We start from the raw sequence: 13,063 nt of genomic DNA, 5'->3' as shown, positions 1-13,063 counted from the left end.
GCTACAGCTGTCATTTTGATGTTGCGCAACTTTGTAATATCAAAAATTAGAACAGATGAAAATTATAATTACAGGTTCTTTAGGGAACATCAGCAAGCCATTGGCTGCAACATTAGTAGAAAAAGGACATTCGGTTACGGTAATCACCAGCAGTACCGAAAGACAAAAAGAAATTGAAAAATTAGGTGCAAAAGCAGCAATTGGTTCTGTAGAAGATTTGGGCTTTTTAACTCAAACTTTTACAGAAGCAGATGCCGTTTACTGCATGATTCCGCGTGCCAATTATTTTGACCCAAATCTTGATTTGGATGCCTTTACCCGCAAAATTGGAAATACTTATGCACAGGCCATCAAACAATCTGGCGTAAAACGTGTTGTTTTCCTGAGCAGTATTGGAGCACATTTAGAAAAAAACTCAGGAATTATCATGCGTTACAACGAAATCGAAGCCGTTTTAAAGCAGCTTTCAGATGTTTCGATTACTTTTATGCGTCCTACTTCTTTCTATTACAATTTGCTGGCTTATATCCCTATGATCAAAAATCAAGGTGCTATTAGCGTAAATTATGGAGGTGATGAATTGATTCCGTGGGTTTCTCCAAATGATATTGCCGAAGCTATTGCCGAGGAAATCACAAATCCGCTTGACGGAAAAAAAGTCCGTTATGTAGCAAGCGAAGAACTAAACGGACAAGAAACTGCCCGCATTCTCGGCGAAGCCATTGGAAAACCCGATTTAAAATGGCAGTTAATAAGCGACGAAGAAGTCTTAAACGGATTAGTTTCTGTTGGGATGCAGCCTAAAATTGCAACAGGTTTGGTCGAAATGTACGCCGGACTTTACAGCGGTTTACTAAGCGAAGATTACAACAAAAATAAACCTGCAGTTTTAGGAAAAACAAAACTGGCAGATTATGCCAAAGAATTTGCAGCAATTTATAACCAAAAATAAGTAACTTAGGCTATGGCAAATCAACAACCCTATAGAATAAAAAGCATCAGCGAATTTCATGAGTTTCGAGATTTGCCAAAACCTGAACACCCTTTAGTAAGCGTTTATAATTTTGAAGATTTAAAATATCTCAAAGAAAATGAACCCAAAAGCCTCATTCTTGATTTTTACTGCATCGCATTAAAAAGACACGCCAACGCCACCATGCGCTACGGCCAGCAGGAATATGATTTTAAAGAAGGTGTTATGTTATTTATTGCACCGGGTCAGGTTTTTTCTATTGAAGGAAATGCCGAGTTACAGCATACAGGATGGTCATTATTGATCCATCCTGATTTTTTATGGAATACGCCGCTTGCGCAGAAAATAAAGCAGTACGAATACTTTGGATATTCGGTTCATGAAGCACTCCATCTTTCTGATAAAGAAGAAAAAATGAGCATCGACATCATTAAAAACATCCAGCAGGAATATCAGTCTAATATTGACAAATTCAGTCAGGATGTTATTATTGCCCAAATCGAGTTATTACTCACTTACTCAGAACGTTTTTATAACAGGCAGTTTATTACCCGTAAAATAAGCAATCATCAAATATTGGCACGTTTAGAAAAACTACTAGAAGATTATTTTAACAATGATTCACTTTCTAAAAAAGGACTCCCGACTGTGCAGTACATTGCCGAAAACTTAAATGTTTCGCCCAATTATTTAAGCGGTTTACTGAAACATTACACAGGACAGAGCACCCAGCACCACATTCACAATAAATTAATCGAAAAAGCAAAAGAAAAACTTTCGACAACCACTTTATCGGTAAGCGAAATTGCATTCGAATTAGGTTTTGAGCATCAGCAGTCTTTCAGTAAATTATTTAAAACTAAAACAGCCGTTTCTCCGTTAGAATTCAGACAATCCTTCAATTAAAAACATTTTAGCAAAACAATTTATAATTTCATAAATTCGTAAAACTAAACTGAAAAATTTATGAATCCAATTTTAAGGAATGTTCTGGCTGTAATTGCCGGAATCATCGTTGGAAGTATTGTTAATATGAGCATTATTCTAATAAGCGGATCGATTATTCCGCCGCCAAACGGTGCTGATAATACTACGATGGAAGGTCTTCAAAAAACAATGCATTTATTTGAGGCCAAACATTTTATCTTTCCTTTTCTGGCACACGCCATCGGGACATTTGCAGGAGCAGTTACAACAGCTTTTATCGCTTTTAATCATAAAAAGAAATTAGCCTTAATTATTGGAGCATTCTTTCTGTTGGGAGGAATTGTAAGCGTCTGCTCACTTCCGTCGCCAATGTGGTTTACCGTTGTCGATTTGGTTTTTGCTTATATTCCAATGGCTTATCTGGCCTTAAGATTGGTTCGCAGTAAAGAATAAATTCAGAAAAAATGAACGAGAAAGAAACAAAACAGAAACCGGCAAAAATGTGCTACGAACATATTGGTGGAAAACTCGGCCAGCTGCTTGCCGTAACGTTTGCCGAAAAAGGCTGGATTACCAAGAAAAACCCAGCCGACAAACACTTTTATATTACTGATTTAGGCCAAAAAGAATTTACAAAACTAGGTATCGATATATCAGAAATAAAACCGGAAAATTTATAAAATTTCCGGTTTTTTTAATTAAAAGTGTACCTGTAATTTTCATAACTTAGTTTGCTGTTTAATCCTTTACATTATGACTAAGAAAGAAATTGCACAAAACTTCTTAAAACTTGCTGCAAGCGGACATCCGCATGAGGCATTCAGGCTTTATGTTGGAGAAAATTTCAAGCATCATAATGTCCATTTTAAAGGCGATGCCGATACTTTAATGCTGGCCATGGAAGAATCGGCCAGAAAAAATCCCAATAAAATCTTCGAAATCCACCATACCATTGCCGATCATGATTTTGTTGCCGTGCATTCGCATCTAAAACAAAATGCAGACGATTCGGGATTTGTTGTTGTACACATCTTTAAATTCGAATCAGATAAAATTATTGAGCTCTGGGATATGGGACAACCAATTCCAACCGAAATGATTAATGAAAATGGAATGTTTTAGTTAATGGTTAATTATTAATGGTTAATTATAATTCAAAAACAAAACTCAAATTTACACCTAAATCCTAATCTTAATTTTTCACAATTAATAATTCACAATTAATAATTAACCATTAATAATCAATGAACTTCATCGTCAAAATTTCTTTATTAACAATTCTAATTTTCACTTCTTGCACTTCATCGGCACAAAAAAAAGAGGATTACAAAAAAAGTATCGACAGTATACTTCAAAATTCTAATCCTAAATTTAATGGCGTGGTTTTGATTTCACAAAACGGAAAAACATTGTATTCTGAAGTTAAAGGATATTCGAATTTAGAAACTAAAAAACCTTTGAAATTAGACACACAATTCGAAATCATGTCAAACAGCAAGCAAATTGCAGCAGTTTTGATTTTATTGGAAGTTGAAAAAGGAAAAGTCGATTTGAATGCTCCTATCAAAAAATATTTACCAGAACTAACACAAACTTGGGCAGATTCTGTTACCGTTCATCAGCTTTTAAATCATTCGCACGGAATTGTCGATTTGCAAAAACCATTAGAGTTTAAACCTGGAACGCAATTTAAATACGGAAATCTGAATTTTAGTTTATTAGGGAAAATTGTAGAATTCAGCACCAAAAAAAGTTATACCGAAGTTGCCGAAACTCTGTTTAAGAAATTAAAAATGAGCCATACCTTTTGTTATTCAAAAGATAAAATCCAGAATCTTGCAAAGGGATACTATAACGAAAAAAATGTTTTAGTTCCTGTCGGCGAAACGTTTATTACATCAGAAAATTTAGGCGCAGATGGCATTATTTCGACCGTATCAGATCTGACAGTCTGGAACAATAATCTTCATAAAGGAAAAATCCTCAAACCAGAATCGTACAAGCTTTTTACAGCAAATACTATTTTGTCGCAGCATAATTTATTCGGAAAAGAAAAAGAACCATACGGTTATGGAATTCGCATAATCGAAAAAGAGCCTGTAAAATACCTTGGACATACAGGTTTAGGAGATGGATTTTCTTCTGTAAATTTGTATTTCCCAGAAAGTGATGTGAGTTTGATTCTATTGGAAAATCAGATGCCGGAAGATTCTAATTTGTTTTATGCTTCTGGATTTAAGATCAAAAACATCTTATTCAAAAGCGATTTATTAAATAAAAAGTAAAATGGCTAAAAATAAAACCACAGAAACCGAAAGCAGTGTCATTGATTTTATCAATGCTGTTCCTGACGAAACCAAAAGAAATGACGCTTTTGAACTGCTGAAAATAATGCAGGAATTAACCGGTTTTGAGCCCAAAATGTGGGGACCGAGCATTATTGGTTTTGGAACTTATCATTACATATATGCCAGCGGACATGAAGGCGATGCTCCTTTGGCTGGTTTTTCTCCCAGAAAAGCAGCAATGACCGTTTATTTCTATTTGCCCGAAAAAGAAAGAGAAGCTTATTTTTCGAAACTAGGAAAACACAAAGTATCAAAAGCCTGTATTTATATCAAGAAATTAGCCGATATCGACATCGAAATCTTAAAAAAAATAATTTTGCTTTCGATTGATTATACCCACAATTTATATCCATCAAAGTAAAATGATCACATTCTTAATTATAATTCTTATACTCGTTCTTGTCGTTTATAATTTTTTACAGCATCCAAAATTCGGAAAAGCACCTTCGGGAGCGAGACTAACTCAAATTCAAAATTCTCCTCATTATAAAAACGGAAAATTCGAAAACGAAAGCTTTACGCCCGATTTGGCCGAAGGAGCAAGTATGGCTGGAGTTTTGTTGGAGTTTTTCTTTAAAAAAGTAGAAAGAAAAATTCCAACCGATTTGATTCCGTCTATCAAAACCAATTTACACGAACTTCCTATCGATCAGGATGTTTTGGTTTGGTTTGGTCATTCTTCTTATTTTATTCAGCTTGAAGGAAAGCGATTTTTAATCGATCCGGTTTTCAGCGGCAACGCCTCTCCTATTCCCGGCACTACAAAATCGTTTAAAGGATCTGATATTTATACTGTCGATGATCTTCCGGAAATTGATTATTTATTGATTACGCACGATCATTACGACCATTTAGATTATGAAACGATCATCAAACTAAAACCAAAAACCAAAAAAGTAATAACGGCGCTTGGCGTTGGTTCACATTTTGAGTTTTGGGGTTTTCCACAGGAAATTATTATCGAAAAAGACTGGAACGAAAAAATAGAATTAGATCAAAATCTAACGCTTTACACTACACCATCCCGACATTTTTCGGGCAGAAGTTTTAAACGCTGTAACACGCTTTGGACTTCGTTTGTTTTGGAAACCAAAGATTTTAAAATGTATTTGGGCGGAGACAGCGGTTACGATAAACATTATGCCGAAATTGGCGCCAAATTTGGTCCGTTTGACATGGCATTAATCGATAACGGCCAGTACAACGAAAAATGGAAATACATTCATAATCTTCCCGATGATCTTATAAAAGCCATGGCAGACTTAAAGGCAAAAAGAGTTTTTCCGGTGCATTCTTCTAAATTTGCTCTATCACTTCATCCTTGGGATGAACCCCTGATTAAAGTAACCGAATCTAATGCAAAATCAGAAAATCCAATTCCGCTAATTACTCCAATGATCGGTGAATTAGTCGAACTGAAAAACGAAAAACAGGAATTTAAACAGTGGTGGAAAGGAGTTAGGTAATTGTTAATTATGAATTGTTAATTGTTAATTGTTAATTATAAACTTGAAACCTGAAACCTGAAACAAATAAAACTAAAACCTTGAAACTAAAACTAACCTATATAACCATAACCTTTCTCCTAACATTTAACGTGTTTTCTCAAAACACTTATGTCTTTTTAGGATCGTACAATCGTGATAAATCGGCAGAAGCGATTCAGGTTTATCAGCTAGATACTTTAAACGGAAAACTGATTAAAGTAACTTCGGTGAAAAATGTTGTAAATCCGTCGTATTTGAGCATTTCTCCAAACGGAAAATATGTTTACGCCTGTACCGATACTAAAACCCCGAATGCCGGAAGTATAAGCAGTTTTGAGTTTAGTCCCGAAAATAAAAGCCTGACTTTTTTAAACAGTCAAAGAAGTGGCGGCGAAAATCCGGTTTATGTAAGCGTTCATAAAAGCGGCAAATGGATTGCCAATGCCAATTATACAGAAGGAAGTGTTTCTGTTTTTCCTATTTTAGAAAACGGAAAAATCGATTCGATTGCACAGAATTTTCAATATATGGACGGAAGCACGCATAAAGAAAGACAAACCAGATCTCACGTTCATTCGGCTGTATTTTCACCTCAATTCGATTATCTATTCCTGCCGGATTTAGGTGCCGATAAAATACGTGCTTATGCTTTTGATGAAAACAAAAAACAGCCTTTAATTGAAACTAAAAATCCGTTTACAAAAACGGATCTAGAAGCCGGACCAAGACATTTTACTTTTCACCCTAATCAGAAATTTGGTTATTGTATTGAAGAAATGGCGGGTCAAATAAGTGTTTATCAGTACGAAAACGGAACTTTAAATAAAATCCAGCGTATTGCCACACATCCGGATAAAATAAAAGAAGGTTTTGAAAGTTCTGATATTCATATTTCTCCCGATGGAAAATTTCTATATGCTACAAACAGAGGGAAAGAAAATAATATTGCCATTTTCTCCATCGACGAAAATGGTCTTTTAAAAAACATTGGCTATCAATCTACTTTAGGAAAACATCCAAGAGTTTTTGCCATCGATGAAAGTGGGAAATTTTTAGTTGCTACTAATGTAATTACCGGAAATATTATTGTTTTTAGAAGAAATCCTAAAACTGGTTTACTCAAAAAAACAGGAAAAGAAATTAAAATGGAAAACGTTTCGTGCGTTCAGATTAAAAACATTTAATTGTTATTGCCCACGAATTTTGCTGATTAAAAGGATTAACGCAGTTTTGTCATCCTGAGCGAAGTCGAAGGGACACAAACTAAAAAAAATAAAAATCATGATATCAAACTTTAACTTACAGCCAGAAGTTCTGGAAAATGAACTAGTAAAACTTATTCCGCTTCAGGAAAATCACTTCGAGGAACTTTACAAAGCCGCTTCAGACCCGTTAATCTGGGAACAAAATCCTGTAAAAAACCGACATGAAAGCGAAGCTTTCAAAACTTTTTTTGATATCATAATTACAAAAGGTTCGTTCTTAATTCTCGATAAACAAACCAATGAGACAATAGGAACAAGCAGCTTTTACGATTACATTCCCGAAAAATCAAGCGTTGGAATTGGCTACACGTTTATAACCAGAAAATATTGGGGCGGCCCCTATAATACATCCATAAAGAAATTAATGATTGATTATGCTTTTCAGCATGTTAATTCGGTGCTTTTCCATGTTGGAGTAGAAAATTTCCGTTCGCAGAAAGCTGTTTTAAAACTCGGAGCAGAAAAAATCAATGATATCACATTTAGTGTGAATGGAGTTGACATGCCCTATTTTGAATACGAATTGAAACGATAATAGTTTTCAGTCTCGGTCTACAGTCGCAGTTTTCAGTTTCTGTACAGCATCTAACTCATGACTCATAACTCATAACTCATAACTCATAACATGAAAAATATCACCGTTTTCTGCGGATCAAGTTTTGGTACCGATGAAATTTTTAAAGAACAAGCCGAATTATTAGGCAAAACTCTGGCCAAACAAAATATTGGTTTAGTTTATGGCGGCGCAAATGTAGGCTTAATGGGCGCTGTTGCGGATGGGGCTTTAAGCGAAAGCGGAACCGTAATTGGTGTGCTCCCTAATTTTTTAAGATCTAAAGAAATCGCACATCAGGGTTTAACCGAATTATTTTTGGTGGAAAGCATGCACGAACGCAAAACCAAAATGAATGATTTATGCGATGGTGTAATTGCGCTTCCGGGTGGTTTTGGAACTCTCGAAGAACTTTTTGAAATGCTGACCTGGGCGCAATTAGGACTTCATAAAAAACCAATCGCGATTTTAAACACCAACGGATTTTATGATGCTTTAATTGAACTTCTAAAAGGAATGGTTGAAAAAGGTTTACTGAAAGATGTAAATGCCGAAATGCTCTTAGTAAGCGATAACATTGACGATTTATTAGAAAAAATGAGAAATTATGTTCCGCCAACGGTTGGAAAATGGATTGACAAAAAGAAATCTTAAACTTCAAATTAGTTTCTCTCAAACACTTTTAAACTGCTTTTTATAGTCACTTGGATTCACTCCATTATGTTTTTTAAACAACCGATTCAAGTGACTGGCATCGCTAAAACCAAATTCATAGACAATTTCATTGATCTGCATATTGGTATATTTCAGTCGGGTTTCAATTAGTTTTATTTTGTACGCGATTGTATATTCCTGTATGCTTTGCCCTGTTTTGGTTTTAAAATACTCGCTGATATACGTTGGCGAAACATTAAATGCTGCCGCCATATTTGACGCTTTTAATTGATCCGGCTGATAAATATTCTGATGCACATAATTCAATAAATCCAGACTCGGTACTGCATTAACTTCACTAATACTAAGAGGAGCCATAAGCGAAATATTTCTCGCAGCTATTGTAATAATCGTATTTAGTATTTGTTTTATGACTTCTTGCTGCTGCGGAAATTGACTTTTTTGTTCTATAATGAGCGCTTCTACCATCGCTCTTATCAAAGGTTTGTCTATTATCGTTTTTAGGATACAGCCCGGCATGTGATTATGGTTGTGGAAAATAAACTCTAATTTCTGAATCCAGTCACTGTTTTGCGTTTTAAGATAACTGTCATTAAAACGTATAAAGAAAAATTTCGTTTTCTCAGTAACTTCAAAACTATGCGTATCCTGCGGAAAAATCAGGAAAAACTTATCGCTGCTATACGGTAATCGATGATCGTTGATAATCTGCGTTCCTTTTCCTTCCAAAACAAAAACCATTTCAAAGAAAGTATTTTTACGTTCTTTCGGCTCGTATTCCAAAACTTCTAAAAACTGAAGTTCAAAAGGTCGGTGTAAGTTTCTAATTTCCATCTTCCAAAAATACAAATTATTCCAATGATTGTACAAATTTTAGAAAACCCTTATCCGCAACTTTGTACTATAAAATCACATCAATATGGAAACAACCTCTTTTTTATTATTACGTCTTGCAATCGCAATCAGTATGTTTGGCCACGGATTAGTACGGCTTCCAAAATTAGCCGCTTTCAGCAATTGGATGATTGGCAGTTTTGAGAATTCGATGCTGCCAAAAATAATCGTAACGCCTTTTAGTTACATTCTTCCAATAGCCGAATTTGTAATCGGACTTTTCTTATTATTAGGTATCTTTACTAAACCATCTTTAGTTGCCGGAGCAGTCGTTATGCTCATCTTACTATTTGGCACTTCGATGATTGAGAACTGGGAAGCCATTCCGTCGCAATTAATTCACATCGCTTTTTTTGCTTTGCTTTTGCATTTTGCAGATTACAACAGCTGGGCAATTGATACCTTAATTAAAAAATAAACATCATGAGTTCAAGAAGAAATTTTATTAAGCAAACCGGAATAATAGGCATGGTTGGAATGATGAATCCTATCGAAACCTTTTCCGAAGTTTCAAAAAATGCTCCTATTTTTTCTCCGCAAAAAGCTAAATGGGCAGACGGTTCAAGATTAGTGGTTTCAATCTCCATGCAGTTTGAAGCCGGAGGACAACCACAAAATGCCGAAAGTCCGTTTCCTCAAAATATACAAAAAGGCTTTATCGATCTACCTTCTGCAACCTGGTACGAATACGGATACAAAGAAGGTATTCCGCGTATGCTCGACAACTGGGATAAACTAGGCGTAAAAGTAACTTCACACATGGTAGGAACCGCTGTTTTAAAAAATCCGGAACTGGCCAAAGAAATTGTACAGAGAGGCCATGAAGCCGCCGCACACGGAATGAGCTGGAGTACACAATATACCATGCCGTATGACGAAGAAAAAAAGTTTATAAAAGATGGTGTCGATGCAATAAAAAAAGTCACTGGCTTTACTCCCGTTGGTTACAATGCTAATTGGTTACGCCGAGGACAAAATACACTCGATATTTTACAGGAACTGGGTTTTAAATATCACATCGATGATCTCAGCCGAGATGAGCCTTTTATTATTCAGGTAAAAAATAAAGATTTTGCAGTCGTTCCGTATACACTTCGATGCAATGATATTGTTTTAATTGAAGGGAAAAACTTCTCGGCAGATCAATTCTTTCAGCAGGCAAAATTGGAATTTGACCAGTTATATGCCGAAAGTGAAACAAAACGCCGACAAATGTCGATTAGTTTTCATGATCGTATTGGAGGTACTCCGCAAATGGTAAAAGCCACAAACGACCTTATAAAATATATGCAGCAACATCAAGGTGTAAGCTTTAAACGAAAAGATGAAATCGCCGAAATCGCACTGCATGATAAAACTACAATTAGAGAGTAAATTTTAGATTTTAGATTTTAGATTTTCCAAAAAATCGCTGCGCTCTTTTTTTAGAATTTGGAATTTAAAAAATTGAAAATTCACATTCAACATCCATACAGGTCAAAATACTTGTGTGGATTTTTTTTATTAAATTAGAGCTTCGAAAAAAGTATCAGTTTTAAACGCAATCTTGTCATTCCGAGAAACGAGGAATTTCCGCAAGTGGCTCGACAAAGATTGACTTTTCTTTACGGAGTTTCTAGCGGAGATTCCTCGTTCCTCGGAATTACAAACTAGACTTTTTTCACATTTTACATTTCACAAACAACATCTCACCAACAAAAAATGAAAACAGAAAATAACAAATTTGCAAAAGCCGAAATGCTGATTAGAAAACCTGTTTCAGAAGTTTTTCAGGCTTTTATTGATCCGGAGATTACCACTAAATTTTGGTTTACAAAAGGTTCCGGAAAATTAGAAGAAGGCAAAAAAACCGAATGGACTTGGGAAATGTATGGTTTTTCACTTTCGGTTACAACGCACGTTTTACAGGAAAATAAAAAGATTGTTATCGAATGGGGAAATCCAGACGAAACGACTTTAGTAGAATGGATTTTTACTCCTTTAAACGAAAATGAAACTTTTGTAAGCATTACCAATTCTGGTTTAAAAGGGGATTCAGATAAAATAATCGATCAAGTTCGCAATTCAACCGAAGGCTTTACTTTAGTTTTAGCCGGAGCAAAAGCGTATTTGGAACATAATTTACAATTGAATTTGGTTTTAGATCGATTCCCGAAAGGTCTTGCTTAATTGTGTTATTTAACCGCAAAGTACACAAAGGTTTACGCAAAGTGCGCTAAGTTTTTTTTGAGAGTCATTAAAATGAAAAGTTCACAAAGCTTTGCGAACTTAATATAGATTCTGCTAAGTCTCGCAATTAAAATATCTTAGCGTACTTTGCGGTAAAATATTAATTTAACCGCAAAGTACACAAAGGTTTACGCAAAGTGCGCTAAGTTTTTTTTGAGAGTCATTAAAATGAAAAGTTCGCAAAGCTTTGCGAACTTAATATAGATTCTGCCAAGTCTCGCAATTAAAATATCTTAGCGTACTTTGCGGTAAAATATTAATTTAACTGCAAAGTACACAAAGGTTTACGCAAAGTGCGCGAAGCCTTTTTGAGAGTCATTAAAATGAAAAGTTCACAAAGCTTTGCGACTTTGCGACTTTGCGAGATTAAAAAGAAAACAAACTTTAAATTACTTAAATGGAAACGAAAAAACCAGATAACATAGAGGAATACATTGGAGCATTTCCTAATGATGTACAAGAAATTCTGGAAAAAGTTAGAATGACGATTCAGAAAGCGGCGCCGGATGCCAAAGAAAAAATCAGTTATTCGATGCCGGCTTTTGAACAAAACGGAATCGTGGTTTATTTTGCTGCTTTTAAAAATCATATTGGTTTGTATGCCCTTCCAAGCGGTCATGAAGCTTTTGCAGCGGAACTTTCTAAATATAAATCCGGGAAAGGTTCTGTTCAGTTTCCGCTGAAAGAAAAAATACCCTATGATCTAATCGCTAAAATTGTAAAATTTAGAGTGAAAGAAAATCTTGAAAAAGCAAAAAAGAAGTAAATTTCCCTAATCACATTTCTAAAATTTAAACCATTAATTTCCATCGATGAAAAACCTAAACTTCTTTTTTATTGGCATTGCATTACTTACTGGTAATTTTGTAAATGCTCAGGATGATGCAGCTATAGAAAAAGAAATTGCCGAATTTCATCAACCTTATAAAACTAAATTTGAATCTATTCTGGCATTAAGCAAGCAAAATCAACTTGAAATTGAAACTGTAAAAGATTCGGTTAAATTACAACAGCTTTTACTCAAAGGCGATTCGTTAATCAACCAGATTGATGAAAATCGCATAAATGAATTAAAACAAGAATTTAAGTTTGCAAAAGAACATCCCAATTCAATAAAAAGTCTGGAAATGATTCGAATAAGAATAGGACGTTTTGAAGGCATGAACTTTTATGATACTTTCGAGGAAGTGTTTCAAAATTTTTCTCCAGAAATTAAGAACTCCATAAAGGGAAAAGAAATGGCAGAAAAACTAAAATACTTCAAACAAAGCAAAGTAGGAAGTCCTGCGCCCAATTTCATCTTAAAAGACATTAACGATAAAACTATTTCGCTTGCCGATTTTAAAGACAAAAAATACATTCTAATCGATTTTTGGGCCAGTTGGTGCGCTCCTTGCCTGGAAGAATTGCCATATATTAAAGAACTCTACAAAAAATACCGGCATCAAGGTTTTGAAATCATAAGTATTACAAGAGATAAAGAATCAGATTCCTGGAAAAATGCTGTTATAAAGAATAAAATAGAATCATGGAAACATATTTCGCTAGTAGAAAACCAAAGTAAAATCGATACCGAGTATTTTGTATATGGGATTCCGCATAAGGTTTTGATTGACAAAAACGGGGTTATAATTGGAAAATGGAAAGGAAGCGGCGAAAACAATAAACACGATTTACAACAGCTTTTAAAAACAATTTTTGAAGCTGAATAA

Annotated in this window: 17 protein-coding genes; 16 read left to right on the top strand and 1 reads right to left on the bottom strand. The window is 34.9% G+C overall.

The features are described from left to right. Positions 1–55 precede the first annotated feature (55 nt). The 11 genes from AC1RRQ_RS13920 (at position 56) to AC1RRQ_RS13870 (ending at position 8,207) form a co-directional block, all read left to right on the top strand. On the top strand, positions 56–952 hold the full coding sequence (locus tag AC1RRQ_RS13920) for an NmrA family NAD(P)-binding protein (RefSeq protein ID WP_493023640.1): 897 nt from the start codon (positions 56–58) through the stop codon (positions 950–952). Between the two features lie 12 nt (positions 953–964). Beyond that, positions 965–1,879 (top strand): helix-turn-helix domain-containing protein, encoded by a 915-nt coding sequence (locus tag AC1RRQ_RS13915; RefSeq protein ID WP_493023639.1) that lies wholly within the window; start codon positions 965–967, stop codon positions 1,877–1,879. Between the two features lie 60 nt (positions 1,880–1,939). Continuing rightward, positions 1,940–2,353, top strand: a complete 414-nt coding sequence (locus AC1RRQ_RS13910; protein ID WP_493023638.1) for a hypothetical protein — start codon at positions 1,940–1,942, stop codon at positions 2,351–2,353. A gap of 11 nt (positions 2,354–2,364) precedes the next feature. Continuing rightward, on the top strand, positions 2,365–2,580 hold the full coding sequence (locus AC1RRQ_RS13905) for an ArsR family transcriptional regulator (protein WP_493023637.1): 216 nt from the start codon (positions 2,365–2,367) through the stop codon (positions 2,578–2,580). Between the two features lie 73 nt (positions 2,581–2,653). After that, positions 2,654–3,022 carry a nuclear transport factor 2 family protein gene (locus AC1RRQ_RS13900; RefSeq protein ID WP_493023636.1) on the top strand — a complete coding sequence of 123 codons (369 nt, stop codon included), beginning with the start codon at positions 2,654–2,656 and terminating at the stop codon, positions 3,020–3,022. Between the two features lie 122 nt (positions 3,023–3,144). Further along, positions 3,145–4,185 carry a serine hydrolase domain-containing protein gene (locus AC1RRQ_RS13895; RefSeq protein WP_493023635.1) on the top strand — a complete coding sequence of 347 codons (1,041 nt, stop codon included), beginning with the start codon at positions 3,145–3,147 and terminating at the stop codon, positions 4,183–4,185. A gap of 1 nt (position 4,186) precedes the next feature. Next, positions 4,187–4,609, top strand: a complete 423-nt coding sequence (locus AC1RRQ_RS13890; protein ID WP_493023634.1) for a DUF1801 domain-containing protein — start codon at positions 4,187–4,189, stop codon at positions 4,607–4,609. Position 4,610: 1 nt separating this feature from the next. Next, positions 4,611–5,714 carry an MBL fold metallo-hydrolase gene (locus tag AC1RRQ_RS13885; protein WP_493023633.1) on the top strand — a complete coding sequence of 368 codons (1,104 nt, stop codon included), beginning with the start codon at positions 4,611–4,613 and terminating at the stop codon, positions 5,712–5,714. An 80-nt stretch (positions 5,715–5,794) separates the two neighbouring features. Then, a complete protein-coding gene (locus AC1RRQ_RS13880) occupies positions 5,795–6,919 on the top strand; it encodes a lactonase family protein (RefSeq protein WP_493023632.1) in 1,125 nt (374 codons plus the stop codon). 97 nt (positions 6,920–7,016) lie between these two features. Continuing rightward, positions 7,017–7,535 (top strand): GNAT family N-acetyltransferase, encoded by a 519-nt coding sequence (locus AC1RRQ_RS13875; protein ID WP_493023631.1) that lies wholly within the window; start codon positions 7,017–7,019, stop codon positions 7,533–7,535. Between the two features lie 90 nt (positions 7,536–7,625). Next, entirely contained in the window at positions 7,626–8,207 is a 582-nt protein-coding gene (locus AC1RRQ_RS13870; protein WP_493023630.1) for an LOG family protein, read from the top strand. An 18-nt stretch (positions 8,208–8,225) separates the two neighbouring features. On the opposite strand, the gene AC1RRQ_RS13865 is transcribed toward AC1RRQ_RS13870, so the two are convergent. Further along, complete coding sequence (locus tag AC1RRQ_RS13865) at positions 8,226–9,062, bottom strand: AraC family transcriptional regulator (protein WP_493023629.1); 837 nt, start codon at positions 9,060–9,062, stop codon at positions 8,226–8,228. 85 nt (positions 9,063–9,147) lie between these two features. Between AC1RRQ_RS13865 and AC1RRQ_RS13860 the strand changes: the two genes are divergently transcribed. From AC1RRQ_RS13860 to AC1RRQ_RS13840, 5 genes are all read left to right on the top strand, one after another. Further along, complete coding sequence (locus AC1RRQ_RS13860; protein ID WP_493023628.1) at positions 9,148–9,540, top strand: DoxX family protein; 393 nt, start codon at positions 9,148–9,150, stop codon at positions 9,538–9,540. Positions 9,541–9,545: 5 nt separating this feature from the next. Beyond that, the gene (locus AC1RRQ_RS13855; protein WP_493023627.1) at positions 9,546–10,496 is read left to right on the top strand and encodes a polysaccharide deacetylase family protein; all 951 of its coding nucleotides are present in this window, start codon (positions 9,546–9,548) and stop codon (positions 10,494–10,496) included. A gap of 327 nt (positions 10,497–10,823) precedes the next feature. Then, entirely contained in the window at positions 10,824–11,291 is a 468-nt protein-coding gene (locus AC1RRQ_RS13850; protein ID WP_493023626.1) for an SRPBCC family protein, read from the top strand. A 457-nt stretch (positions 11,292–11,748) separates the two neighbouring features. After that, a complete protein-coding gene (locus AC1RRQ_RS13845; RefSeq protein WP_493023625.1) occupies positions 11,749–12,117 on the top strand; it encodes an iron chaperone in 369 nt (122 codons plus the stop codon). A 46-nt stretch (positions 12,118–12,163) separates the two neighbouring features. Next, entirely contained in the window at positions 12,164–13,063 is a 900-nt protein-coding gene (locus AC1RRQ_RS13840) for a TlpA family protein disulfide reductase (protein ID WP_493023624.1), read from the top strand.

This window comes from Flavobacterium sp. GW821-FHT12A05, assembly GCF_058807735.1.
This window is presented reverse-complemented; position numbering and strand designations above follow the sequence as displayed.

Excerpts from the sequence above, each read along its gene's own strand:
- AC1RRQ_RS13890 (WP_493023634.1), top strand. The coding sequence starts at position 4,187 with ATGGCTAAAAATAAAACCACAGAAACCGAAAGCAGTGTCATTGATTTT.
- AC1RRQ_RS13845 (WP_493023625.1), top strand. The coding sequence starts at position 11,749 with ATGGAAACGAAAAAACCAGATAACATAGAGGAATACATTGGAGCATTT.
- AC1RRQ_RS13905 (WP_493023637.1), top strand. The coding sequence starts at position 2,365 with ATGAACGAGAAAGAAACAAAACAGAAACCGGCAAAAATGTGCTACGAA.
- AC1RRQ_RS13865 (WP_493023629.1), bottom strand. The coding sequence starts at position 9,062 with ATGGAAATTAGAAACTTACACCGACCTTTTGAACTTCAGTTTTTAGAA.
- AC1RRQ_RS13870 (WP_493023630.1), top strand. The coding sequence starts at position 7,626 with ATGAAAAATATCACCGTTTTCTGCGGATCAAGTTTTGGTACCGATGAA.
- AC1RRQ_RS13885 (WP_493023633.1), top strand. The coding sequence starts at position 4,611 with ATGATCACATTCTTAATTATAATTCTTATACTCGTTCTTGTCGTTTAT.
- AC1RRQ_RS13860 (WP_493023628.1), top strand. The coding sequence starts at position 9,148 with ATGGAAACAACCTCTTTTTTATTATTACGTCTTGCAATCGCAATCAGT.
- AC1RRQ_RS13900 (WP_493023636.1), top strand. The coding sequence starts at position 2,654 with ATGACTAAGAAAGAAATTGCACAAAACTTCTTAAAACTTGCTGCAAGC.
- AC1RRQ_RS13920 (WP_493023640.1), top strand. The coding sequence starts at position 56 with ATGAAAATTATAATTACAGGTTCTTTAGGGAACATCAGCAAGCCATTG.
- AC1RRQ_RS13895 (WP_493023635.1), top strand. The coding sequence starts at position 3,145 with ATGAACTTCATCGTCAAAATTTCTTTATTAACAATTCTAATTTTCACT.
- AC1RRQ_RS13915 (WP_493023639.1), top strand. The coding sequence starts at position 965 with ATGGCAAATCAACAACCCTATAGAATAAAAAGCATCAGCGAATTTCAT.
- AC1RRQ_RS13855 (WP_493023627.1), top strand. The coding sequence starts at position 9,546 with ATGAGTTCAAGAAGAAATTTTATTAAGCAAACCGGAATAATAGGCATG.
- AC1RRQ_RS13850 (WP_493023626.1), top strand. The coding sequence starts at position 10,824 with ATGAAAACAGAAAATAACAAATTTGCAAAAGCCGAAATGCTGATTAGA.
- AC1RRQ_RS13840 (WP_493023624.1), top strand. The coding sequence starts at position 12,164 with ATGAAAAACCTAAACTTCTTTTTTATTGGCATTGCATTACTTACTGGT.
- AC1RRQ_RS13875 (WP_493023631.1), top strand. The coding sequence starts at position 7,017 with ATGATATCAAACTTTAACTTACAGCCAGAAGTTCTGGAAAATGAACTA.
- AC1RRQ_RS13910 (WP_493023638.1), top strand. The coding sequence starts at position 1,940 with ATGAATCCAATTTTAAGGAATGTTCTGGCTGTAATTGCCGGAATCATC.